We start from the raw sequence: 24087 nt of genomic DNA, 5'->3' as shown, positions 1-24087 counted from the left end.
AATAATCGACATTGCAACATTGACAAAGCCAACGCTTTTGATGAAGATTTATTATCAACTAATACTAAATTGCTTAGTAATTCAAATAAAACAGAAAAAAGTAACAAACTTAGGACAAAATCAGTTGTCAGTTATCAGGGAGCGCACGAGCGCACGAGCAATGTAGAGACGTTATATGTAACGTCTCTACAAAGTTATCAGTCAACCCTTAACCAACAACCAACAACCATCAACCATCAACCATCAACCATCAACCAACTAAGCTATTTCCGGTTGAAAGAAGGCTGTAGGATGAATGAGAAGATCGGCAGAAGAGTGTTTTTCTACCATTGCTTTACAGATGGTGCAGCGATCTAAATCTGGGCGAGAGGGAAGTTCGTACATGATATCTAGCATTAGCTCTTCTACAATTCCCCTCAAGGCTCTTGCACCAGTTTTACGCCGATATGCTTCTTGGGCGATCGCGCGGACAGCATCTAATTCAAACTCAAGTTGAACGTTATCCATTTGTAATAGCTTTTGATACTGTTTCAAAAGTGCATTTTGCGGCTCGGTTAAAATCGCTATCAGTCCTTCTTCTCCTAAAGGTTCCAGCACTGTGACGACTGGCAATCGTCCGATTAGTTCTGGAATTAAACCGAATTTCACTAAATCTTCCGCTCCCAGATGGTTTAATAAATAATCTGTTTGCCTTGCTGTAGATCTTTCTGACGATCGCCCGAACCCCATAGATTTTTTTCCCATCCGTTGTTCGACTAGTTTTTCCACTCCGACAAAAGCGCCGCCGCAGATAAATAGAATATTTTTGGTATCAACTTGGATGCTTTCTTGATAGGGGTGTTTGCGTCCTCCTTGTGGTGGTACATTAGCGATCGTTCCTTCTAATATTTTTAACAGTGCTTGCTGCACTCCTTCCCCCGATACATCGCGAGTAATAGAGGGGTTTTCACTTTTGCGGGCAATTTTATCAATTTCATCAATATAAATAATTCCTTGTTGTGCTGTTTCTGCATCCATTTCTGCCACTTGTAACAATCGCAGTAGGATGTTTTCTACATCATCTCCGACGTAACCCGCTTCTGTGAAAGTTGTTGCATCCACAACAGCAAAAGGTACGTCTATGACTTGTGCTAGAGTTTGAGCTAGGAGCGTTTTACCGCTCCCCGTTGGTCCAACCAAAAGAATATTTGACTTTTGCAATGCCACATCATTGCGATCGCTGGACAAACGCTTATAGTGATTGTAAACTGCTACTGAAAGAACTTTCTTCGCCTGTTCCTGACCGATAACATGGTTGTCCAAGTACTGTTTTATTTCCCTTGGTTTAGGGATGTGATAGTTGTTAGAATTAGTCGTAGTTTTTGGGGTACTAGGTTGAGGTGGAGAAGTATCCAATACTTCTTGACACTGTTCGATACATTCACTACAAATGTTAACGCCCGTACCAGAAATCAACTTATCGACTTGAGTATGGGGTTTGCCGCAAAATGAGCATCTTAATAATGAAGTGTAGTCAGGCATATTTACTTTTTCCTTGGGGTTAAAATGTATTAACTGAAATGTTTTAACTAGGAATTTGTCTTTCCATTACCGATAAAAATCCGCATAGGCATAGACTTATCGAAAAGACCTCAACTAACCAATGCATTGATTCAGGGGCGATCGCAAATCCCCAAATTAGTAGAATTGAGCCAGCTAAGCAGATAGCAAGTCGATGAATCTCTTCGGTCATTTTGCAACCAATCCAAGTAAAGCCGAAGCTCATAGTCCAAAAAATTAAATATGTGATATGCATAATTTTGAGGAGGGGGATAAGGAAGAGTCAAAAGTCAAAAGTCAAAAGTCAAAATTATTCCTGACTCCTATTCACTGGTCACTGGTCACTGACTAGGCGATGTGCTGCAAAGTCATTTGTTCTTCTACGTTTTGCTCGAAAATATTTTTGAGTGCTTGCAAAAACTCAAGTTCTATATACGGTTTGGTGAAGTAGGCGCTAGCACCTAATTGAGCTGCTAAACGGCGATGTTTGTCGTTACTGCGTGATGTCAGCATAGCCACGGGAATTTTGGCAAATTGCGGCTCTTGTCGCCACTGACAGAGAAATTCAAAGCCGTTCATATTCGGCATTTCAATATCGCAAAGTACTAGTTGTACCGTGGGAGATTGCTGTAATTTTTCTAGTGCTTCTAATCCATCACGCGCTGATAAAACTCGATAGCCAGCCTTTTGCAACGAAAGTGTTAGCGTTTGGCGCATCGTAGTTGAGTCATCTACAACTAAAATCGTAGGACGTTCGGTTTTATGAACAATTGCTGCTCGATCGCACCACAAATTATTGATTTTTTGTTCTTTGTTTTTTGATTGACTTTCAGTTGTCTGAATTGTACTTTGTTGCCGTTCTAGAACATATTCTAAAAGGCTAGCTCCATTAATGACAGGAACTAAACTACCGTTTCCTAGTAGAGTGCAGCCATAGGTATACTTGGGAGGCGAAACGAGCGATCCAAAAGGTTTAATTGCTAGTTCTTGTTCTGCCAACAAGCAATCGACTTCTAGCGCCAATAATTCACCCTCCCAACGTAGTAGAAGCATTGGTAATTCCCGTTCTTCCACTGTAGTTGTAATTGAAGATTGGCTGTTAGCAACATCTAACTTAGCAACTTCTAACATTGGACGGTTGTATTCTAAAAGATTCGCCAACCGATGGATTGGTATGATGTGTTCTCGCCAGCGTAATAGCTGCTGAGTCCCCGTGCGATTGATGCGATCGCTTGGTGTAGTGACAATATTTTCAATGCTGTCAGATGGCAACGCTACAGTAGTTTTCCCCGTAGAGCAAACAACCAAATTCGCGATCGTCAGCGTGAGAGGCAAGCGTAAAGTAAAAGTCGTACCCTCACCAGGGAAGGAACTGACGCTTACAGAACCGCGCAGCGATCGCAGTTGAGAACGGACAACATCCAAACCCATGCCACGACCGGAAAGTTCGCTAACGTGGTGAGTGGTAGAAAATCCTGGCTCGAAGATAAATCCTAGCAACTCATCTTTAGAAGCGCTGGCTGCTTCTATTGGCGACAACCAACCCAACTCTACGATCCGGCTGCGAATTTGCCCCAGGTTTAGACCCCGACCGTCATCTCTGACTTCAATAATTGTTTGGTTGCCTTTGTAATAAGCACAAATCAGAATTTCTCCGTTTTCCGGCTTACCTTGCTGCTGGCGGATCTCAGGCGATTCGATGCCATGAGCAAAGGCATTGCGGAGTAAATGCAACAGCGGGTCGTAGAGTTTTTCCAAAATTGCCTTTTCTACCTGTACCTCTGTCCCTCTCAGCTTCAAATTGACAGGTTTGGAGTAAGTATGAGACATATCCCGCAGCATCCGAGAGAACCGCTTGAGAACTTCACCCAAGGGGAGCATTCGCGCTCGCATTAACTCATCTTGGAGTTGGGAAAAAACTTGTTGTTTCCGCTCTAATATTTGGCTCGATTGCTCGGCAAATAAAGCAATATCCTCTACAGCCTCTTCTAACTGGACGATCTCTTCTAGAATTCTTTGTAATAGAGGGTGAACCGCTCCATAACGATCCATTTCTAGAGGATCGAAGTCAGTTGTAAGTAGTAGTTGGTAGTTGGTAGTTGGTAGTTGGTAGTTGGTAATTGGTAATTGGTAATTGGTAATTGGTAGTTTTTCTCTCTCAGCTCTCTTCTCCCCTGCTCCCTGCTCCCGACTCCCTGCTCCCTTGTCACCCTCAGCTCTCCTCTCTAGCTGACCGATCAGTTCTTGAAAGTGAGCGAAACGGCGGAGCAACTCTTGGGCTGAGTTTTGGGTTTGCTCGGTTTGCAGCGCAATGGAGTTGCGATTGACGACTAATTCACCCAATAGCTTATGCATCCGCTCTAATCGGCTTAGTTCTACCCGCGTAGAAACGGCAGTTGCTATTTGTGGTTCCTCGGTGTAAGAATTGATACTTCCTACTTTAGGGCGATCGCCCTCTATTTTCCTCTGAGAAATTTCAGTCGGGTGGGATAAGGACTGAATCGGCGATAAGTTTGCCGCAGGCGAGATAGTTAGGGAATGAGCTTCTGATTCGATCGCGCAATTAGAATCATCTTCGGTCACGAAAACGATCCCAGGGTCGATCGCCTCTGCTTCTATTGGTGCTGTCTCGTTGCCAAATAACAGCTCGTCTAGTAAAGGAGAGAATTCTGGTTCTGGGTTAGGAACGAGATCGACGATTTTTTCTGTTAACGCACAAAGGGCAGCAGACGGACTCCCCCCATTAGTGCGATCGCCTGCTAGTACGGCAGCTCTGCTATTATGAAAATCGGCTAGGGCAACTTGGATAATTTCTCTAGCGCGATCGGGATAGGTGTCTATTGCGGTTAAAGCTGTTTGGGCGATCGCTCCAAATCCTGGTAGATTCAATAGCTCGGCAAATCCAGCAAAGACTTCTGCCTGCGCTCGTAATTCTCCAGCCACCTCGAAATCTTGAGGGTTGGCGACCACAGCCGCCAATCGTTCCAGTCCTTGTACGACATCAGTTTCAAAGATTGAAGCTACCAGATCGACCCCAAGTTCTGAGGACATGGGCATATAGCGATCGATCTGGGCTAAAGCATCTCCTAAACGTTCTTCTATTTGATTAAATACGGGTTCGGCTACTGCTAATGTTGCCGCACAGTCAATGCTGCCGATGGTAATTTGTTGCAGTAGGGGGACGCGCAGACAATCGTAAGCTTGCAGTAATAAACCTTCTAACTCTGAATCTATTGCTACAGAGCGGTTGTACAAAGCTCGAAAAACATCTTCTAAACGGTGGGCAATAATTTTAATTGGCTCTAAATCCAAGCAAGCTGCACCACCTTTAAGAGAGTGAGCTGCACGCATCAAATCGTGAATGCGTTCGTTCGTGCGCTCTTGCTTCAGACTGAGCAAGCCTGCTTCAATCTCCTGTAGCAGCTCTGGCACTTCTTCAATAAACAGACGGTAAGCTTGGTCGCGAATGTCGGGAGTAATTAGCATGACTAGAGGGAAGAAGACAAGGGGACAAGGAAGACAAGGAAGACAAGGAAGCGGAGGAGCTGGGGAAGCTGGGGAAGTTGGGGGAGAAAAACCACTCACTACACCCCACACCTCACACCCCACACCCTATTTACTAGTCACCAGCCACTAGCCACTAACTAACTTTGAATTGACCGACGCTGGCTTGGAGCGATCGCGCGACGGTTGATAATTGTTGGAAGGAAGCGGAGACTTCGGTTGCAGTTAGGGATGTGGTTTCGGCGATCGCGGCGACTGTGGCAATGGTTGTCGTGGCTGCTTCTGAATCTTGAGATTGCTCGATCGCAGCTTGGGCAATTGCTCCTACGAGTTGATGAATGCGATCGCTGGCGGTGGTAATGTGGTTCAAACTCTGGCGGGTATCGTTGACGAGTTGAGTCCCAACCGCTACCTGTTCCGTGCCAATTGCCATTGCTGTAGCAACTTCATTGGTTTCCCGTTGAATTCCCGAGACGAGCTTTTCAATTTCTGCCGTTGCTTTGGCTGATTGTCGGGCTAGCGATCGCACTTCATCGGCAACAGCCGCAAAACCGCGTCCTTCTTCTCCTGCTCGCGCTGCTTCAATCGAAGCATTCATGGCGAGCAAGCTAGTCCGCTCGGCAAAGTGAGCGATCAAATTTACCACTTTGTAAATCTTTTGCGATGACTCTCCCAAACATTTGATCTTCTTGACGGTTTCAGCCACAGTTCCCCGAATTGTCAGCATTCCATCTACGGCTCGATCCATTGCTATATCGCCAGATGCGACTGTCTCCATCGCTTGGCGCACGTCTATCTCCGCGCGTTTGGCGTTATCTGCAACAGTATGGGCAGAATCAGCCATCGCCTGAATGCGTTCCAAAGCAGTGACAATTTCTGTTGATTGCTGCCAAGCTCCTTGCGAGAGGGCTTGGATTAACGGCTCGTTACTGTTAATGGCTGCATCGACTTGTTTGGCGGCTGTTTGTGCCTGTACCGCAATTTCTTGCAAGCTTTCGACTGTGGAGTTATAGGAGTCAGCGATCGTGCCGATTTCATCTTCTGTGACTCTGGCACGGATCGTGAGGTCGCCTTGACTAATGGGATCGACTTCAATCAGCAAATCCAACGCTCGTCTTTGCAACTGTTCTTTGGCATTTTTCTGTTGTTCTAAAAGATCGGCACGCTCTAACGCCAATCCTATTTGAGTTGCAATCTGGGCAAAGAAATCAACCTCTACTTTCTGCCAGTGACGCGGAACGTTACACTGATGGACGACTAGCAAACCCACACAGCGATCGCCGAACAAAATTGGTGCGGCTAGACTGGATTTGACGGCAAGTGCTGTCAGTTGTTGCCAGTACTCATCGCTCGTATCTGCCGATCGTATATGAGAAATTACTTCAACTTGTCCTTTTTGGTACTGTGTGTATTGTTCTAGGGCATAGTTGGCGATGTTTTTACCCAGTATGCGAGTTATACCTGCGCTTGCTGCTTCGACAACGACGCTACCATTGCGATCGCCATCAAACCAGTAGACAATCGCGCGGTCGGTTAGCAAAGCGCTGCGGGTTTCGGCAACGGCAGTGTTGAGAATAGCTGGGCAGTCGATAACGCTACCAATCTTCACGGTAATATCTTTGAGTAATTGCGATCGCCTTGCTTCTGCTGCTTTAAGCTGCACGAGTTCCTCTAGCTGCTTTGCCATGCTATTGATGCTAGTTTCTAAAACAGCCATTTCAGCCGTACCACGAACTGCCAAACGAGTATCTAACTTACCTAAACCAATTTGAGCCACAGCCTTAGCAGCATTCAGAATTGGATGAGTTGCCCGCTTAGCCAAAACTGCGGCGATCGCGGCGATCGATACGGCGGCTACTCCAGTTCCCAACCAGAGAACTCGGCGTAGTTCTAGTAAAGGTGCAAAGGCGCGATCGACCGGACGAGAAACCACCAATCCCCAACCTGGTTCTGGTAATCCATCCAACTGACCGATCGGCGTGAAGCTCATCAGTGCATTCTCACCATCGTTTTTGTCCCATGCTACTTGAGTTGAAATTAACTTGTCTTCATGCCTGGGTCGATCTGTAGAGGCAAGCGCTAAAACCTTGGCACGCAAATGCGGCAAATCGCGAAAATCTTCTGCCATGTAATGCCCGACTAGCCCAATTTCATCAGCCGCAAAAATATTTCCGTCAGCGCCGATCAGTTTGTATTCCCATCCTTGCGCTTCAATATACTCAAAGGTTTCGTTCAGATGAGTCAACGGCATCCGCAAGCGAACAACTCCTACGAGCTTATTTGTTTCTATATCTTTAATTGGAGCTGCAACTTCTAAACTAATTTTGCCGGAGGTAGGGGCAATTTTAGGATTGTTAACTGCGGGAGTTCCAGTCGCGATCGCCCGCCGAAAATATTCACGATCGCTATAGTTTTCCGTGCGCTTAAACGGCTGCGTTGACTTGGATTGAAAGATTAAATTTCCTTTGAGGTCGAACACGACGATACTGTCATATCTACCGTTACGTGCCTCGACAAAGCTATCTAACAACGCAACTTTCTGCCCTTCAGTTGACGCTGCCCTCAGCTTAGAATTTGCCAACATGGGAGAATTACTAATTGTCTCTGCATCATCGATGATTTGCTGCGTCGCCATGCCAATGCCGCGCCGAACATCAAGCGTGCGGTTTTCCTGCTCGGCAATAATTTGCTGCTCTAGGGAACTATTGGCTATGGTATAGGCAACGCCGCCAACAGTTGCGACTGGAATAGCACCGATCGCGATCGCCAAAATTGTTGCTTTATGTTGCAAACTCAAACCTTTCCAGAAACGCAGACCCCTTGATAGTGAAAACTGCCAAGGCGAGTTTGGCTTTGTTGATGGCAATTGAGCTGATGGCAATTGGCTCGCTTTTTCAGGTGAATCTGGCGCTACTGCCGAAACTCGTTCCCACTGAGGCGAGATTCGATCGCGATCGGGGTTTGGCGGCTCGAGCTTGAGAGTTGACTGCGACATGAAATTTACCTCATGGCTGTAGAGAAGAGAGCAGAGGGAGCGATCGGGAGCTGAAGGAGAAATTAGTTACGCACCACGCACCACGCACTGATAACTTTGTACAGACGTTACATGTAACGTCTCTATACTGATAACTGACAACTGACAGCAGCAGCGATCGCTTTGACCGATAAAATTGCTGTCATTTCGCTATCGCCGCTTAACTTATATCCGCGCACGAAGGGAGCAAAGGGAGTGGAAACGGCAGTAAATGGCGGCGGTTGGATTGTATCTGGATTGCACCACTCGATGTCGTCAATTCGCTCTATGACTAAACCGATTGTTTGGGTTTCTGCTGTCGGTGCGGGTAGGCGATCGCAGAGGTTAGCTTGCAAGACAACTGCTGTATAAGTTGGAACGTTGCTGGTTTGGTAGCGATCGCCAGCAGTCAGTCCGACTAATTCAGCTAAATCGACCATCCAGAGAATTTCACCCCGCCAGTTGTAAACTCCCATAACCCAACTTGGCATGTGCGGGATCGGGACGATCTGTTCCGCAGATAGCTTCAAGATTTCTAGCAACTGAGTCACAGGAAGCAAGGCTGCTGTGTCTAGTTCGAGGTAAAAGCGCAGAAATTGCTCGTCAGCATCGGTGAAAGTTACTCTTTCTGGTGATGCCTCCTGGGAGTCTAACTTTGGTGACTTGGATACCATAATTGTCTCGCCTCACACGTTAGGTTCAAACCATGAGAGTTGTTTCACCGTGTGAAACCAATAGCAGTTGCTTCACAGTGCGAATAAATTCCTCTGGCGCTACAGGCTTCGGTAAGTAAGCGTCTGCTCCTTGCTTTAAACCCCAGAATTTATCCATGTCAGTCCCTTTTCTCGAACAAAGGATAACAGGGGTGTTTTTGGTGGATGGGTTAGCTTTTAAAGCACGGCAGAGTTCAAATCCACTCCGACCTGGCAAGACAACATCTAAAATAATGATGTCAGGCTTGCAGTCACTCATTTTTTCCAGGGCTTCTTCCCCACTTTTAGCAGCCAAGACGCTGATCCCGCCTTGTTGCAAATAGCTGGCGATCGCTTCCCGCTCGGTCAAACAATCTTCTACAACGAGGGCAATATCCATAGAATTCACCAAAGATTGGCAATTAGCGATTAGCGGTTAGCGATTCACAACGAGCGACTAGCGATTAGTCATTGCTCTGTGCTTCCTGCTCCCTGCTCCCTGTCCCTAAACTCAGCAACAGTTTTTCATTCCCTGGCTACATGCTTGCGCCAGATAAGTTAAACTCTTCATTCGTAACAACACCAACTGCTCGTAGAAAGGATTGAGCTTACATAAGGGTGGAACGTGCAGCAGACTGCGATCGAAAAATCGAATGTCTCGCTCGAAGGGACAACTTGCTGGAATCACGCGACAGACAAATCGAGCTGTTTTCGGGCGACGAATCTCGATAGATTCCAGTTTTTGTTGAGTTGGCTGTATTAAACTTTGCCAAAGTTTGTTGGTGTTTGCTCTGGTGTGATTCATGGTTTTGGTAGTTGGTAGTTGGTAGTTGGTAGTTAGTAATTGGTAATTGGTAATTACTTCCTTGTCCCCCTTGTCTCCCTTGTCCCCTTGTCCTCTCTTCCCCCTGCTCGTGCGCTCGTGCGCTCCCTGATAACTGATAACTGCTCACGCACTGTGTTTGAGATGTTTGTGAATTGCGCCTAGAACTCGATCGGGATCGATGGGCTTGCCCAGAAAATCTGAGGAACCGACAATTTTAGCTCTGACGCGATCGATAATGCCATCGTTTCCAGTGAGGATGACAATTGGCGTGTGCTGGAAGCAAGACAGTTGACGCAGACGGCTACAAAGTTCGTATCCGTTAATATTTGGCATCATCAAATCGAGAAAGATGAGATCTGGTTTGATGGCTAGCAAAACTCTGATCGCCCGCAGTGCATCATTTACGCCAACAAATCGATAGTTAGCTGTTGTCATCACTTTTTCCATGATGTGGCATACCCAAGAACTGTCATCTACACAAGCAATCAACGGTGCTTGAGTATCATGAGGTGTAGGTGATGAGAGAACCGGAGCGGCAAGATCGGGAATATTAATCAACTCCACAAATCCTGACTGAATATATGGCAGGAGAGAACGCAGTGCTGAATTGACATCTCGCTGCATCTGAGCGGCAATATCCCGTAGCGTATGTTGTCCGTCTAGTAGTTGACTCAAGGCTTGATAAGCTGGAGCAGAGATGCTGTGTTGCAATTCTTCCGATTGTTTAATAACTGGGGCGCTGTTAGGAGAATAATTGAGTCTGTTTGCTTGCCAAGCTTGCCACAATCGTTCGACTTCGGCGATCGCTTGAGCGGCATCGATCGCAACTACGGGAGTCAGCGTGCTGCTACTGGGCTTGAGTTCGTAGGCAACCTGTACTGCTTGAGTCACATCAAACAAAACTTCGATAATGACCGACCATGCAAATCTTGCCATTTGTTCTGGAGTTATCTGCTGCCGTTCGAGCCATGAAGTCAATAACTGATATTGCCAGCAGACGCTAAAACCTTCAATCGAAGTCGTTGCTAATTGATGCTCCCACGATTCGTTTGATAGCGAGCGATCGTTTGCTATTTGAGGTAAGTGTGTTGCGAGATTCCGTCTCCATCGCCTGACTGGATGTTCTCCACCAGTAGCGTAGATAATCAAACCTCGGTGAACGTGCAGAATCCATTTTCTACCGCAGGAGTTTGTCAGAATCAGTTGACCGTTAAACCGCAACTGCTTCAAGGTTTCAAACAATTCAACCTGCTTTGGGGGGGTAAAATCCCGAATTAATGGAGCATCATTTCTCCTAGTTAGCAGGGCATCAACTGATTTTTCAAGAATGCTGTTATTCATTGCCTGTTCCTGCAATCTGTTTTTTTCTTACTCTTGGGATTTGTTGACTACCCTGCGTTGAGGATACTATGCATTGAGGATATAAAAGGACGCAGTAGTATTTAGGACATTTATTCTCTTCTGCTAGCACCTTAGTGTATAAAATAAGCCACAAAAGGTGACAAAACTGGGACAAAAGAGTAGCGACTAATGAAGCGTGGTACGTGGCAGAGAGTGTAATTGTATTCTTCTAGTTCCGTACGGGCGGGGTTTGAACGAAAATTGACGGTGGAGGATGCGTAAATCTTTGGCTAAACCCGCCCCTACAATCATTCCTCATTTTGACTTTTAATTTTTAACTTTTGACTTTCTACGGGTTTTGCTTGAGGCGATAACCTACACCGTAAGCGGTTTCAATGGGATCTCCTGGCGAACCTGCTAATTTGAGCTTATGACGCAAACGTTTAACCAAAGCTTTGACTGCATCTTCATCCGGCGGTTCGTCGAAAGACCAAAGATTTTCTAAAATTGCACTACGACTGAGAACCTTAGAGCCGCTTCGCATGAAGAGTTCTAATAAGCGATACTCTTTTGGAGTCAGTCTGAGGGGACAGCCTTTATAAGTTACTTCCCGCGTGTTTACATCTAAAGATAAATTGCCACTTTTCATTGCTGGAGGCAAAGACGAACCACCTCGGCGTAATAAAGCGCGGATACGTGCCGATAATTCTTGCAATTTGTATGGTTTAATCACGTAGTCATCTGCACCCGCATCAAGTCCATTGACGCGATCTTCGGTTGCATCTCTGGCTGTTAACATCAAGACTGGCATTTGGTAGCCTTGAGTCCGCAACTGGCGACAAAGGCTAATGCCATCCATTTTAGGCAGCATGACATCAATCAGAACTAAGTCGTAATCAAAAGACTTGACAAAATCCCAACCAGCGTGACCATCAGCGGCAACATCGACGACGTAATGTTGGTTGCTGAGTGCTTCTGCAAGTAACTGATTGATGAGTTTATCGTCTTCGACTAGTAACAATCTCATGATGGTATGTCATTCCAAAAACAGGTTAGCAAGGGTGAACCTACTTCTCAGAAGGTTGTTAGGTGGCGATCGCTCGAACTAATTCTTTGCTCAGACTAATTCTCGGACTAGTTCATGGTACAGGTAATTGCTGCGACGAGAGGTAAAGAAAACTGAACTTAATTGTCAAAAACTTACACTGAAAGACAAAATGTTAGATATCGGCACGATTCAAGCAGTTTTTCGGGGTAAATCGAGAACGTTACCACTAGCAGGGCGCAGCACGCGGGCGCAGGGGGCAAATTGGATGATATGTTCGAGGTTACGAACAATTGTGGCGCAGATTGCATCTAGGGGCAAGTCATTGGCATCGCGACCGAAAGGTTCTTCAATTTCTGCCCCTACTTCATTGATACCTAAGTAGAGAAAACTCATAAAAGCAAGGATCGGTGCTGTCCACCACTTGATACCACCAACTAGCTGAAAAGGTAAAAGCAGGAAATAAATCCACAGCAAAGCATTGAGAGTAACGGTATATACCAAGGGAACGGGGGTTTTCAGGATGCGTTCGCAGCCACCTAAAATGTCTACCATATCATCTAATAGTTCGTGCAAGGATGTCAGCTGAAAAATGTTTAGGCGTTGGCGCTCGAATTGATGTTGCAAATAATCTCCAATCCAATAAGCAATTTCTAAGGGAGCGTGATTGACATTTTGCAGTTGATGATATTGTAACGGTGGCATCATCGGCTCCAATTCTGAATTCATTGGTTCTCGCCGTAGATGGATTTTCATCGCCACAGCAAAAGCAGCAACTAGATAGACAGCAGCACTTTTTTCGTCTCGCTCTTGCGGTTCTCGTTGTTCGATCGTAATTGAGATTCCCCGTGCTAAATTGCGCGTAGTATTTACCATTGAACCCCAGAGTTTGCGTCCTTCCCAAAAGCGTTCGTGAGCTGTATTGGTGCGGAACACTAGCAGTAGGCTGAGAATGACGTTAAAACTAATAACGACATTTTGAATTATTTTACTGTCAGCAAAGAAAGCAGGCAGCTTTCCATAATGATCGAGTAAAGAAATTAGTAAGCCATAGCTCCCACACATAATGACCCAAGGCAGAATTCCGTGAATGACAGAGGTTAAAAGTCTCTGAGTAACTTGCAGCCAGTGTAATTGCTCTCCGGTGTAGATTTGGAACTTTTCGCGAAACGATCGCAATGCTACTAATTTACGGTGATGTGACTGCGATCGCTTGACTGAAGCAAATTTCTGCGATCGGTTTTGGCGACTGCGAGCCTTTTTACTGATGGGAAAAATCATCAACTCAACCTCATTCTACAAGCATTTTCTAGCAGCAATGATACAAATTCAATCGTTCATCTCTTTCAAAGTCGCTACCGTTGATGGTGACATCCGGCTGAGGGAACGGAAAACCCAATACTTAAAAATTGTGGCGAGAATGACCGGAACTGTGGCGATAAATAGAAAGATTACACCGCGATTTGCTGCAATTCCTAAATGACTAGATAGTCCTTCTAGCAAAACTTCCCAACCATGAGGAGAGTGAAACCCGACAAAGATATCGGTAATCAGAATAATTGAAAAAGCCTTGGCACTATCACTCAAGCCAGTCACAATATTATCCATGAATGACTTGAGCATCATAAGATCTTTACGTCGCCATAATAACACTAAAGCAAAAGATAAAACAGCGATGATATCAGCAAAAACATTACTAACAGCGTTATTGCTACGATGACGAAATTCCTGAGAAATTTCAGTTGCTTTATCTTTGACCTTTTCTTCAATTGCTTCTGAAGTTAGTGCAGGTGCTGCACCCATCAAACGTTCTAGCTTGAGTTCTTCTTCAAAGGTTTGTAGTTCTTTAAGTGCCTCTTCTTTCATTTCAGAGTTTAAGAAGACTGGCATAACTGTTTCGTTTCTCACGCGATCGACAATTGGTTGCACCAAAAAAAGTTTGGACACTTGCTGAGTTATTAAAGGAATCAAAATCAACAATGCCAGTAACCTAATGGCAACGACAGTCTTTTTTTGCGATCGCCGAAATGATTTGACAACTTCTGCTTCTGCATTTGGGTCAAGCTCGTTCTTGATTTTATTAATTGTGCGCTCAAGAGAACGCGGTAGAACTCCAGCTTTGACTTGTGGTTCGGCATTTTCTGAAGCTGAATTTCTAGAATTTTTGCGGTGAAGTTGCCTCGCTCTTGTTTTTTCTGGGGCGATCGCTTGTTTCACCTCAATGACTTGAATTGGTGGAGTGGGCAGCTGAGATGAACTATTGGTTGGTAGATTAGTTGAAAAGGGTACTAACGCCGCCGATGATTGAGGTTCGAGAGTGTATTTCGTCAGAGTTCCTTCGGTAAAAAAGAGTCGCATCAGGTGGTCTTGTCCCAAATTTCCCTGCGTAGAACTGCTCGTATTAAACTCCTTCATTTGCTGTTTGAGTATACTTAAATGCTTCTCGAAATCAGCTTGCACGCTAGTAGGAATTTGAGCATCGTTAGCGGTTGCTACAGTTACTTTACCACCATGAAAATATCGGTCTTCAATCGATTTTATGCTCAGCGCGGCTTGATAAGCTTGTTCTAGCGATCGCTCTGGCGTACCAAAGATTTTTCCTTTGAGTTGAGAAAGGGGGTCTGTGGATTTGTTGAAGAAGGTAGAAGTCATGCTGCAACTGGGGTGTTTGGAGTGCATTTTGGACTAAATTCTGCGTGAGGCGATCGCTGTTACCTGAAACTTTTTTATAGGCGATCGACCACTGCTTTTGGATGCCAATGAGTACTGCTGGGATGGGAACTCGTGTAATAAATGTGACTGTGGGGCAAACGATGTCTTGGTTGCGTAGTAATGTCATCAGTATGCTACTCGTCAAAGATCGTAACTGTTCGGGACAGTGCATACTCATCCCTCAGTCCTCCTCTCCATACTTGCAGGGTGAGTGTTTAGGCAACAAGTTTTAGCAGAGGGTGTTTGCCATTTTGACAGGAGTTGTTTTGACAGGAGTTAATTTGACGGTAGTGATTTGGATGGCGGTGACTCTGAGCAACAATGGGTAAATTTTCTACATCCGACTGGCTAGTAATTATTGCTCCAGCAGGGATATGTTTTTTATTGGGAATGCCAACAGCCATAGACAGTGGTTGACGCGATGCTGCTTGACCGTTGGTGGTAACTAATTTCAGTTTGGGTGTCATGGTGAAGTGAGTAGTGAGTAGTGAGTAGTGGGTTTTGATGCGGGTGTAGGGTGTGGGGTGTGGGGTGTGAGGTGTGGTGAGCCAATAGACAAGCAGTAAGATTTAACTTTTGACTTTTGACTTTTGACTTTTGACTTTTGACTATGCTGCTTTCAATTGCTCGGCAGTACCAATGCCTTGATAGCCAGTGGCTAGTTGCGTATTGACGTGAACCACGGCTTGATTGAGGAATCTGAGGGGATATTCGTTGGTAATTAAGGGTAAGTTGTCAGCAGCTTCTTGTGTAGTAATCAGAGAACCTGCGGGGACGTATCTGCCATCGGCGATATTAACTCCCATGACTAAAGCTTTGGGTTCGATCACGCAGTTATTGCCGACTGTGGCTCGAAATACTAAAGATTGCATTCCGACAAAAGTATCAGTACCAATGCTGGCTGGACCGTGGACTTGACATTGATGCGCCAGAGAAACGCGATCGCTGATGTATACTCCATAGAAGTTACCTTCAACTTCTACTACAGCCTCATGCACCATTTCACCATTGACGTGAGTTTCTAAAGCATGAAGCACTACGCAATCTTGTACGTTGACATCATCTCCTACCCAGATCGGTTGTCCTTCATCGCCTCGTACTGATGCTGCGGGAGCTACCATGACTCGCTTGCCAAGATAAACGTTACCAATTACGGCAGCTAGAGGGTGAATGTAAGCGGTAAAGTCGATTTTTGGCGAATTTTGTTCTTGATTGAAGGATGCCAGCACATTAGCGTGAACGTTAGCAGACTGCTGGATGCGATCGCTTTTAATAGAGAAGATGTTGCTCATGGGAATACCTCTTTCTTGGTTTGACTTGGGAATTTCCTTATGCATGTCATAAGTTAAACCAATAAATGTAATAAACCTGGAATAAAAAAGTGACAAAGTTGAGACAAAGTTGAGAATGGGTGAAATAGCGCTCTATCTCGCCAAGCAGAGAATCTCGCTAGTTGAGTTTTTCTCGTCCTGTATACTTTACAGACACGACATTTGAACCAAGGCAAGTATCTCAGCGTTCTGACATCTCACCTTCTCGTCTACGCCATAGTTCATTTGAAGAACTATCAATAACTTCATGACCAATGACTCATGACAGACTTATACTAATTCTGTTTATCTCTGTACTAAATGAGATCCCCCCAACCTCCTTATCAAGGGGGGTTGGGGGAATCGCTTGTTGCGTAATTTTGAAAAAATTTGTCTCCCGTGGCTGAACGGAGGCAGTAGATAACTGAAGCATTGCTCTCAAAACATGAGAGTTTTCTCATGCAACCTTCATGTTAAGTTCACGATTGTCATTTAGAATTGAAGTCGCTATTTTATTACTTTTTTTGCACTATTCTCATGTACGATTCGAGTTGAACTGGAGCGTATCGCATCTCATTTTTCAGAAAATTGAGAGCGATATTCAATTGAGTTGAGATCGGTGTAAACATTCAATGTTCCAATCATTACGTTGGTTATTCTTACTAACTTATTTATTAGTAATGTCTGCTATATTTGGCGCTTCTAGTACAGCTATTTATATCTTTTTTAGCCGTAGTCTAGAACAACAGTTAAACGATCGCTTACAGATTTTGGCTGAAGCTGCTATTCCTAGTTTGCGAATCATCAAAAGCCGAGGAATTCAAAGATTAGATGATGAACTTCCTTGGCAAGAGTTATTTCGCCACAATCAAAGCCTCGAATGGTTTAATCCTAAAGGTAAGCTCTTAGCAAAAGAGGGAAAATTTTTTACTAATTCGTCATTGTCGCAAGCCTTAGCTGATGGTTTACAAGAGGGCTTTCCAATCCTACAACAACAAGGAAAAGTTCGGACTTTTTCTATTGCTGTTTATACCGAAGAGCGAGATAAAACCACCTTACGCTTAGAAGGATATATTCGTGCTAGCGAGTCTACTCAAGATTTGATGTGGAAGTTAGAGCAACTACGCTCAGGTCTGATTGTGGGAGGAGTCACAGTCTTACTATTAAGTAGCGTTAGCGGTATTGGTTTAACTTGGCTCACTCTTCAGCCGATGCAACGTAACTTAAGGCGATTAAAACACTTTACCGGAGATGTAGCGCACGAACTACGCAATCCTCTAACGGCGATTAGTACTACAGTAGATTTGTTAAGTAATAGTCCAGAAGAGTTAAGTACGGCTCAGAAGAGAAAGTTAGCAATTATCGATCGCGCCAACGAGCAAATCATTCATTTAGTAGACGATTTACTATTTCTATCCAGAGCTAACATTGATAGCGATCGCCTCGATCGCGATTTTAATTTTGTACCGATTCGCATAGAAGAGTTACTGCAAGATTTAGTCGAACGCTTTGAACCACAAGCTCAAAGTAAGCAAATTCAGTTCATCCCGCATTTACGTACTGGTATAGTCGTGAAAGGCGACAGCCACAAACTCAGCCGTTTATTTTCTAATCTTATAGATAACGCACTCAAGTACACAACCGACGGGGGAAGAGTAGCGCTATTTTTAGAACAAGAGCAACGATTTGCTGTGATTCGGATCGAAGATACGGGAATTGGTATTCCACCAGATTCGCTACCACTCATTTTTCAGCGCTTTTGGCGAGCTGATACAGCTAAATCTGAAAAAGATAGTTTAGGCTTAGGGCTAGCGATCGCCCAAGCAATCGTCCAACAGCATAAAGGTGAAATAAAAGTCAGCAGTAGATTAGGTGCTGGTAGCAGCTTTCGCGTTTTACTACCGCTAGATACTCAGACGTAAATGGCATAAAAAATGTAGAGGCGTTACGTGTAACGCCTCTACATTTTAATGATGAATTACATTTTGACTTTTAACTTTTAACTTTTGACTTTCCTAATAGCCGCCTTCTTCTTCGTATTCTGGTTGCTTGATTTTCTTGGGAATATTCAAAGGCTGCGGTTCCTCATCTTCTCCCCAAGCGTCACCGTCGAGATCTTCGTCAAGATTATTTGTTGGTGCGTATGGCTTTGGTTCAAACGGCTGGGGTTCGGGGTAACGGGGTGGAGGTGCAGGTGTATAGCGATCGCTTCCCGACGCTTCACTCCAGTTTTCTTCTTCCTCTAACTCGCGATCGTATCTGTTGGGTTCGTACTGCTGGCGGCGTAATGGCTGCTGTTCGATCCGAGGCTGGACTGTTTCATACTCGTATTCATCCTCATCCCAAGCTTCCTGTACCGCAGGTTGAGTCGTCCGTAGAGGTTGGGCTTTTGGTGCTTGCAACGGTACACCACTTCCAAGCTGGTTTTCCGGTCGCACTGCTGTGGGAGTATAGTACTCGTCTTCTTCTTTCTCCCAAGGTGCTTTACCAATACCAAGCCGTTCTAGCACACCAACACTCAAACGATTAATTCTTTCTTCAGCGCCTTCAAATACAATTAACCGATTGGGACCGCTGCTGACAACTTCTTCGATTGGCAATTCATAAGTACTAATTACCTGGTCGGGGATCTGGGGCAAACCCAGCGAAGCGATAATTAAAGAATGGATTTTGCCTGTTTGAGCGTTAAATGTAAAGCCACGCACTCGCCCCAAGGGTTGACCTGTTTCTGTAATGACTTCACAATTAACTAAGTTGCTGTAAATCTCTACATCGATATCTTCGATCGCGTCTTCGTTCTCCACCAAAATCACATCGCCGATTTTGCTGATGCTGCTCAGGTACATATAACGCGGTACGCTAGCAAAGGCGATCAGGTTGTCTCGCAAACCAAGAGCTACAACCTCCCTGCGATCGATATCTACCCATAGTTGGCTGACAACCCCTAATACTTTGGCGTTGTCATCCGCGATCACCTTTGTATTTAAGATGTCGGAGCGTTTAATAGTGTTTTCAGAGGTCATTGCTTTGCGGAGTCCCGATCTCGAATCAGGGTTAACGGTTAATACTTTCTAACGATCGATACTATTATGATGGAATCCTCAACCAAAGTTGTCTGAGGGTTACAATTTTATGCCTAAAACTTGCGTATAAGCTCCTCGCGCTTGGGTCACTCCTATTGTACGTTCGGCTGATTCTATCATGGGTCGGCGCAGACTCACGACAATAAACTGTGCTTGTTTAGCCTGCTGTTCGATCATTCTAGCTAATCGTTCCACATTTGCCCCGTCTAGGAACATATCTACCTCGTCAAAGGCGTAAAAAGGTGATGGGCGATAGCGTTGTAGAGCAAAGATAAAACTCAGCGCCGTGAGTGATTTTTCTCCCCCCGACATAGAAGCTAGACGCTGCACGGGTTTACCTTTAGGATGTGCAACTAAATTCAGTCCGCTGGTGAATGGATCTTCTGGATTATCGAGTTGCAGAAATCCATCCCCATCCGATAGAGTGGCGAAAATAGTTTGAAAGTTTTCATTCACCGCATCAAAGGCTTCTTGAAACGCTCTTTGACGCAGAGTGGTAAAGTTTTCAATCCGCAATAACAGTTCAGTGCGTTCGGCTTCTAGGGTCAATAATTTTTGACTCAATTCTTCTAATCGAGCGTTGGTACGTTCGTATTCTTCTAACGCCAACATATTGACAGGTTCCATCGCTTCCATACGCTTGACAAGCGATCGCAATTCTTTCTGCAATTGTTCCAAATCGACCTTATCCGGTACTTCTGGTAGGGGATCGGGCATTTCTGCGGCTTGAATTTGAATCTGCGCTTGTAAGTTAACTAAATCTTCTCGCCGCGATGTTTGCGTTTCTTGCAACTTCTGCTGTTGCCATTCTACCTGTTGTTGGTTTAAATGCAGTTCCCGCAGTTTTTGCTCGGCGCGATCGCGTTCTTGTCTTTCCGCCGTCATCCGCTGTTCGATTTCTTTCAAGGATGTATGGATCTGCTTTAGATGATCGCTAATTTCCTGCAATTGCGCATTGACAGCCGCTTGCTGCGACTGATTTTCTTGTTGCTGTTGTTGGTATTCTCGCGATCGCACTTCGCATTCTTGAATTTTTTCGTGCAATCTTTGACTTTGATTCTCTATGTCTTTCAATTGCTGTTCGGCGTTACGAACTATCTCGATTCTAGTTTGTAATTCCTGTTCTTGCTGTCTAATTGCGGCTTGAATTTGCTGCCATTGACTGTTAGTTTGAGATTGCTCTAACTCCACTAAAGCTTGACGTATTTGTTGTAATTGTTCTTCTTGTGCGGGTAAATCTCGTTCTAAAGTCTCTAATCTAGCTTGTACCGTAGATAATTGTTTTGTGTTCTGAGCCAGTTGCGACTGCCCAGTTTCCACTTGTTGAATTAGCTTGCGAATTTCTTTTTGTAATTGATCCTTCAGGAGATTATTTTCTCTTTGTTTAGTCTTCGCTTCTGTTAATTCTTGAGATAGATTTTTAGTTTTAGCTGCCAAATTACCAATCGATTCACCACACCGAGCTAAAATGCGATCGATTTCCTGCAAGCGATTTCTTAACTCTATAACTTCTTGGGATTCAGTAGCATCGCTCGTACCGAAATGCAAACTTGAATTTTGCTGGCTGATACTACCCCCAGTCATCGCCCCACTGGTTTCTAATAATTCTCCTGCTAAAGTGACGATCCGATATTGCCCTAAGTGAGAACGCGCTGATTGCAAATCGGCAAAAACAACCGTACTACCAAAAACATAGCCAAAAATATCTTGATAGCGGCGATCGCATTCGATTAAATTAATTGCATAGTCGATATAACCATTGGCATAGCGCAACCCCGAAGCAGGCGAAAATCGCGGCGCTTGAATTTTATTTAGGGGTAAAAACGTCACCCTCCCCCCTCGTTTTTGCTTCAGGATCTCAATCCCCGAAGCCGCTACGCCATCATCTTCTACCACCAATTGTCCCAACCGCGCCCCAGCTGCAATTTCTAAAGCTAGTTGATATCGAGGTTCGACTTTACCGAGTTGGGCTACCAAACCACAAATTCCACTTAAACCCGATTGCAGCAAAATTTTTGTCGCAAAAGTCCCTTGAGTTTCTTGCAAGGCTTGAGACTGCGCCTCCAACTTATCCAACTGGCGCTGTTTGTCTCTTTGTTCTTGAAGTAAGCGATTTTGAGTTTGCTGCTGAATCTGCAATTCGGCTTCAGCCGCAGCTAAAGATTGGGCTAAAGATTGAATTTGCTCAATTTGACTCGATAATTGAGTTTCTATTTCGGTTAATTGTGTTTGCTTTGTCGCCAGCTCTGGCTCTAAAGTTTGAATTAACCCAGTTTGTTCTTGAATTTGCCTTTCTAATTGATGCGATCGCTCTTTTAGTTGCGCTTGTTCGGTGCGCTGGGGTTCTACAGTTTGCAACAGAGATTCAACTTGACGACTCAAAGCAGCTTGTTGTTGCACCCAAGCATCGGAAGCATCGGCGACTGCACTAGCTTCTGTACGACTTTGTTCTAAGGTTTGCTGCGCCTCATCCCGTTGTTGACGTAGGGTAGAGAGTTGAGCAACGATTTCCTGTTGCTGTTGTTGCAACCGAACGACAGAATTTTGGTGTTGTTGAATTTCTAACTGTTGTTGCGTGTAAGCATTTCCTGCATTTTCATAAGCATTTGTCAAGTCTCTTTGGCGATTTTGTAACTGTCGCCGTTCGGCTTCCTGGGTGGCTAGAGTTGATTGCAGAGATAAGAGTTCTTCTTCCCCCAAAGTCTTCACTCGTGCGTTGAGTGCGTCTAATTCTGCCGTTACCTGCTGAATTTGGGTGTTGAGGGTAGTAAGTTGAGTTGTTAATTCAGTTAGGGTACGATCGCCCGTTTGAATTTCCGCCACCAACTTTTCTTGTTGCTGTTGTAGCGATCGCCAGACTAAAACAATTTCCCATTGCTGTTTCTGTTGATATTCCGTCCGCAGCTTTTGATATTTCTCAGCTTGGATGCGATCGTGAGACAGGCGATCGCGTTGCGCAATTAATTCAGTTTCAACGATGCGGTAGCGGTCTTCCCTGTCTTTAACTTCATTTAAGGTTTCTTTTGCTTGGATAATTTTGCGATCGTAATTCGCTACCCCTGCTAGTTCGTCAATAATCTCCCGTCGTTCTCGCGAGTGCATGGAAATAATACTCGTCACGTCCCCTTGCAGCACGACGTTGTAGCCTTCAGGATAAATCCGGATCTGACTCAGTTGTTCGTGCAACTCAGTTTGAGTACAGGTAGAACCATTAATGTAATAAGTTGACGTATACGAACCCTGTTGAGTGACTCGTAAGCGGCGCGTAATTGTTAATTCATTAGGGGTGAGGAGTGAGGAATGAGGAGTGAGGGGTTCTTCTTCCCCCGTGTCTACCGTGTCTTCCTTGTCTCCCTTGTCCTCTAACTCTTCAACATAATACCCATTCCCATTCCCATTTCCATTAACCTTTGTCCCCTCTGCTTCCTGCTCCCTGCTAAGCGCTCCCTCTAAATCGAAAGTCACCGTCACCAGCGTTTCTACTGCCGATTTTCCGCGTGTGGCTTTGTCGTGGTTGACAAGATCGGGTAGGCGTTCCGCCCGCATTCCCCGAGAACTTGCTAGACCGAGGCAAAACAGGAGAGCATCAAGAATATTAGATTTACCAGAACCGTTGGGTCCTGAGACAACAGTAAATCCTGGCAGCAAAGGAATTTTAGTCGTGCCACCAAAGGATTTGAAGTTGGTGAGTTCTACGCGCTTGACATGAACCATGTAGGCTGGTCAGTGAAGGAGTGTGAGGAACAAGTGTATCAAAGACAGGATGCCCAACAGGTTAGCATAGATTATTCAATTGGCTATATTTTTGTGGGAGTTGGGGTCGGGAGTCGATTCGTAGTGTAGAGACGTTACATGTAACGTCTCTACAAAGTGCGTGGTAAGAGGTTACTACTCCCTACTCCCTACTCCCTGCTCCCTGCTCCAAGTAAGCCCATACTACGCAAAATATCTTTAGTAATTGCCATTCTTGCCTTAGTGTCCTCTGGTTTGTTAATGTCCATGTTGAGGGCAAAAAAGTAAACGCGATCGCCTCGTTCTAGATAGCCTACATACCAACCTACTTGGGGTGTAAAGTCCCATCCCCAGCCTGTTTTTCCTCTCAAGATGTAATCGTTGGTTTTCTCGTTGATGAGAATCTCCTTAACCGTTGCCATTGTCTTTTGAGAGAAAGGCAATTTATTTTGATACAGTTTCACTAGAAGATCGATTTGCTGTTTGGGACTAATGCGCAAGTCCCCCTTTAACCAAAATTGGTCAATACCACCGCTAATGTCTTGATTACCGTAATTTGCCAAATTAATATAACGTTGCATCCGTTCTTGACCGATGCGCCTTGCCAATTCTTGATAGAACCATATCACCGAACCCGCGATCGCGCTTCTCATGGTTTGGTCTTGATTCCAATTTGGAAATTTCTGCGGCGTACCATCCGATTTAATAACTTCGTTTTCATCCTGAATGACTCCCGTTTCCAACGCTACCAGGGAGTTAAAGATTTTGAATGTAGAGACAGGAATAATGCTGGTATTGGCTCTTTGGGGATTATAGACGAGATATTGCTTTTGCTTCAGGTCGTACAGCAAAAATGTACCCTCGACCCCTGCTTGTTGAAAATATTTACCAAAATCGGGGCGTTCCTGCCAGCCCGTGGTATTTTGAGTTTTGGGTCGCACCTTTGGTGCGCTTCCAGCGCAACTTAGATTTTGGATTGTAGAAACATCGCTTGTAGTAGCATCCTGAGACGCTCCCGCGATCGCACTCAAAGGCAACAAAGCGATCGCTAACATCAAGAATGTGAGGTATTTGTAGCACCAAGACATACCATCTTTGGATGAAACATTCAGCCGGACATAGTATCACGTTCGGTGAAAGACGTTTCATAAATCCGCTCGGATATCTTCTGTACAGATAATTATAAATTGCGTAACTTGCTAACAAAATTTATCTCTCATTCAACTATCAATATTGTTGAATTTAACGATGAAATGATATTTTGCCACCCGCAAAATGCAAATCCACGTA

The 24087-nt window shown here is 44.8% G+C and carries 19 protein-coding genes; 2 read left to right on the top strand and 17 right to left on the bottom strand.

Annotated elements, in window-relative coordinates:
- Positions 1 to 258 precede the first annotated feature (258 nt).
- From clpX to N4J56_RS19035, 3 genes are all read right to left on the bottom strand, one after another.
- Positions 259 to 1521, bottom strand: a complete 1263-nt coding sequence (gene clpX, locus N4J56_RS19045; protein ID WP_317107870.1) for an ATP-dependent protease ATP-binding subunit ClpX — start codon at positions 1519 to 1521, stop codon at positions 259 to 261.
- A gap of 43 nt (positions 1522 to 1564) precedes the next feature.
- Positions 1565 to 1732 (bottom strand): hypothetical protein, encoded by a 168-nt coding sequence (locus N4J56_RS19040; RefSeq protein ID WP_317107869.1) that lies wholly within the window; start codon positions 1730 to 1732, stop codon positions 1565 to 1567.
- 155 nt (positions 1733 to 1887) lie between these two features.
- Positions 1888 to 5025 (bottom strand): hybrid sensor histidine kinase/response regulator, encoded by a 3138-nt coding sequence (locus tag N4J56_RS19035; protein WP_317107868.1) that lies wholly within the window; start codon positions 5023 to 5025, stop codon positions 1888 to 1890.
- Here N4J56_RS19035 and N4J56_RS19030 point away from each other — a divergent pair.
- The gene (locus tag N4J56_RS19030; RefSeq protein ID WP_317107867.1) at positions 5024 to 5176 is read left to right on the top strand and encodes a hypothetical protein; all 153 of its coding nucleotides are present in this window, start codon (positions 5024 to 5026) and stop codon (positions 5174 to 5176) included. The two genes, N4J56_RS19035 and N4J56_RS19030, sit on opposite strands and share 2 nt — an antisense overlap.
- Before the next feature lie 3 nt (positions 5177 to 5179).
- Here N4J56_RS19030 and N4J56_RS19025 read toward each other — a convergent pair whose 3' ends face one another.
- The 11 genes from N4J56_RS19025 to N4J56_RS18975 form a co-directional block, all read right to left on the bottom strand.
- Positions 5180 to 8038, bottom strand: coding sequence for a methyl-accepting chemotaxis protein (locus N4J56_RS19025; RefSeq protein WP_317107866.1), 2859 nt, complete (start codon positions 8036 to 8038; stop codon positions 5180 to 5182).
- A 122-nt stretch (positions 8039 to 8160) separates the two neighbouring features.
- On the bottom strand, positions 8161 to 8730 hold the full coding sequence (locus N4J56_RS19020) for a chemotaxis protein CheW (RefSeq protein WP_317107865.1): 570 nt from the start codon (positions 8728 to 8730) through the stop codon (positions 8161 to 8163).
- A gap of 25 nt (positions 8731 to 8755) precedes the next feature.
- Complete coding sequence (locus N4J56_RS19015; RefSeq protein WP_015156147.1) at positions 8756 to 9148, bottom strand: response regulator transcription factor; 393 nt, start codon at positions 9146 to 9148, stop codon at positions 8756 to 8758.
- 111 nt (positions 9149 to 9259) lie between these two features.
- A complete protein-coding gene (locus N4J56_RS19010; protein WP_317107864.1) occupies positions 9260 to 9553 on the bottom strand; it encodes a Mo-dependent nitrogenase C-terminal domain-containing protein in 294 nt (97 codons plus the stop codon).
- Positions 9554 to 9697: 144 nt separating this feature from the next.
- Positions 9698 to 10915 carry a response regulator gene (locus tag N4J56_RS19005; RefSeq protein WP_317107863.1) on the bottom strand — a complete coding sequence of 406 codons (1218 nt, stop codon included), beginning with the start codon at positions 10913 to 10915 and terminating at the stop codon, positions 9698 to 9700.
- 349 nt (positions 10916 to 11264) lie between these two features.
- Positions 11265 to 11942: a response regulator transcription factor gene (locus tag N4J56_RS19000; protein WP_317107862.1), complete on the bottom strand. Its 678-nt coding sequence runs from the start codon at positions 11940 to 11942 to the stop codon at positions 11265 to 11267.
- Between the two features lie 210 nt (positions 11943 to 12152).
- On the bottom strand, positions 12153 to 13241 hold the full coding sequence (locus tag N4J56_RS18995) for a bestrophin family protein (RefSeq protein WP_317107861.1): 1089 nt from the start codon (positions 13239 to 13241) through the stop codon (positions 12153 to 12155).
- 48 nt (positions 13242 to 13289) lie between these two features.
- Positions 13290 to 14492: a proton extrusion protein PcxA gene (locus N4J56_RS18990; RefSeq protein ID WP_410500537.1), complete on the bottom strand. Its 1203-nt coding sequence runs from the start codon at positions 14490 to 14492 to the stop codon at positions 13290 to 13292.
- A complete protein-coding gene (locus tag N4J56_RS18985) occupies positions 14488 to 14799 on the bottom strand; it encodes a hypothetical protein (RefSeq protein ID WP_317107860.1) in 312 nt (103 codons plus the stop codon). Before N4J56_RS18985 ends, N4J56_RS18990 begins: the two co-directional genes overlap by 5 nt.
- A gap of 88 nt (positions 14800 to 14887) precedes the next feature.
- Positions 14888 to 15139 carry a hypothetical protein gene (locus N4J56_RS18980; protein ID WP_317107859.1) on the bottom strand — a complete coding sequence of 84 codons (252 nt, stop codon included), beginning with the start codon at positions 15137 to 15139 and terminating at the stop codon, positions 14888 to 14890.
- A gap of 141 nt (positions 15140 to 15280) precedes the next feature.
- A complete protein-coding gene (locus N4J56_RS18975) occupies positions 15281 to 15964 on the bottom strand; it encodes a carbonic anhydrase (protein ID WP_317107858.1) in 684 nt (227 codons plus the stop codon).
- 650 nt (positions 15965 to 16614) lie between these two features.
- Here N4J56_RS18975 and N4J56_RS18970 point away from each other — a divergent pair.
- The gene (locus tag N4J56_RS18970) at positions 16615 to 17904 is read left to right on the top strand and encodes a HAMP domain-containing sensor histidine kinase (RefSeq protein WP_317107857.1); all 1290 of its coding nucleotides are present in this window, start codon (positions 16615 to 16617) and stop codon (positions 17902 to 17904) included.
- Positions 17905 to 17997: 93 nt separating this feature from the next.
- Here N4J56_RS18970 and N4J56_RS18965 read toward each other — a convergent pair whose 3' ends face one another.
- From N4J56_RS18965 to blaOXA, 3 genes are all read right to left on the bottom strand, one after another.
- Positions 17998 to 19005, bottom strand: a complete 1008-nt coding sequence (locus tag N4J56_RS18965; RefSeq protein ID WP_317107856.1) for a PRC-barrel domain-containing protein — start codon at positions 19003 to 19005, stop codon at positions 17998 to 18000.
- A gap of 99 nt (positions 19006 to 19104) precedes the next feature.
- A complete protein-coding gene (smc, locus tag N4J56_RS18960) occupies positions 19105 to 22779 on the bottom strand; it encodes a chromosome segregation protein SMC (protein WP_317107855.1) in 3675 nt (1224 codons plus the stop codon).
- 188 nt (positions 22780 to 22967) lie between these two features.
- Positions 22968 to 23885, bottom strand: coding sequence for a class D beta-lactamase (gene blaOXA / locus N4J56_RS18955; RefSeq protein ID WP_317107854.1), 918 nt, complete (start codon positions 23883 to 23885; stop codon positions 22968 to 22970).
- Positions 23886 to 24087 lie beyond the last annotated feature (202 nt).

This window comes from Chroococcidiopsis sp. SAG 2025, from assembly GCF_032860985.1.
Classification (GTDB): Bacteria; Cyanobacteriota; Cyanobacteriia; order Cyanobacteriales; family Chroococcidiopsidaceae; genus Chroococcidiopsis.
The sequence above is the reverse complement of the archived record's forward strand: the minus strand, read 5'-3'. Positions and strand labels throughout refer to the sequence as shown.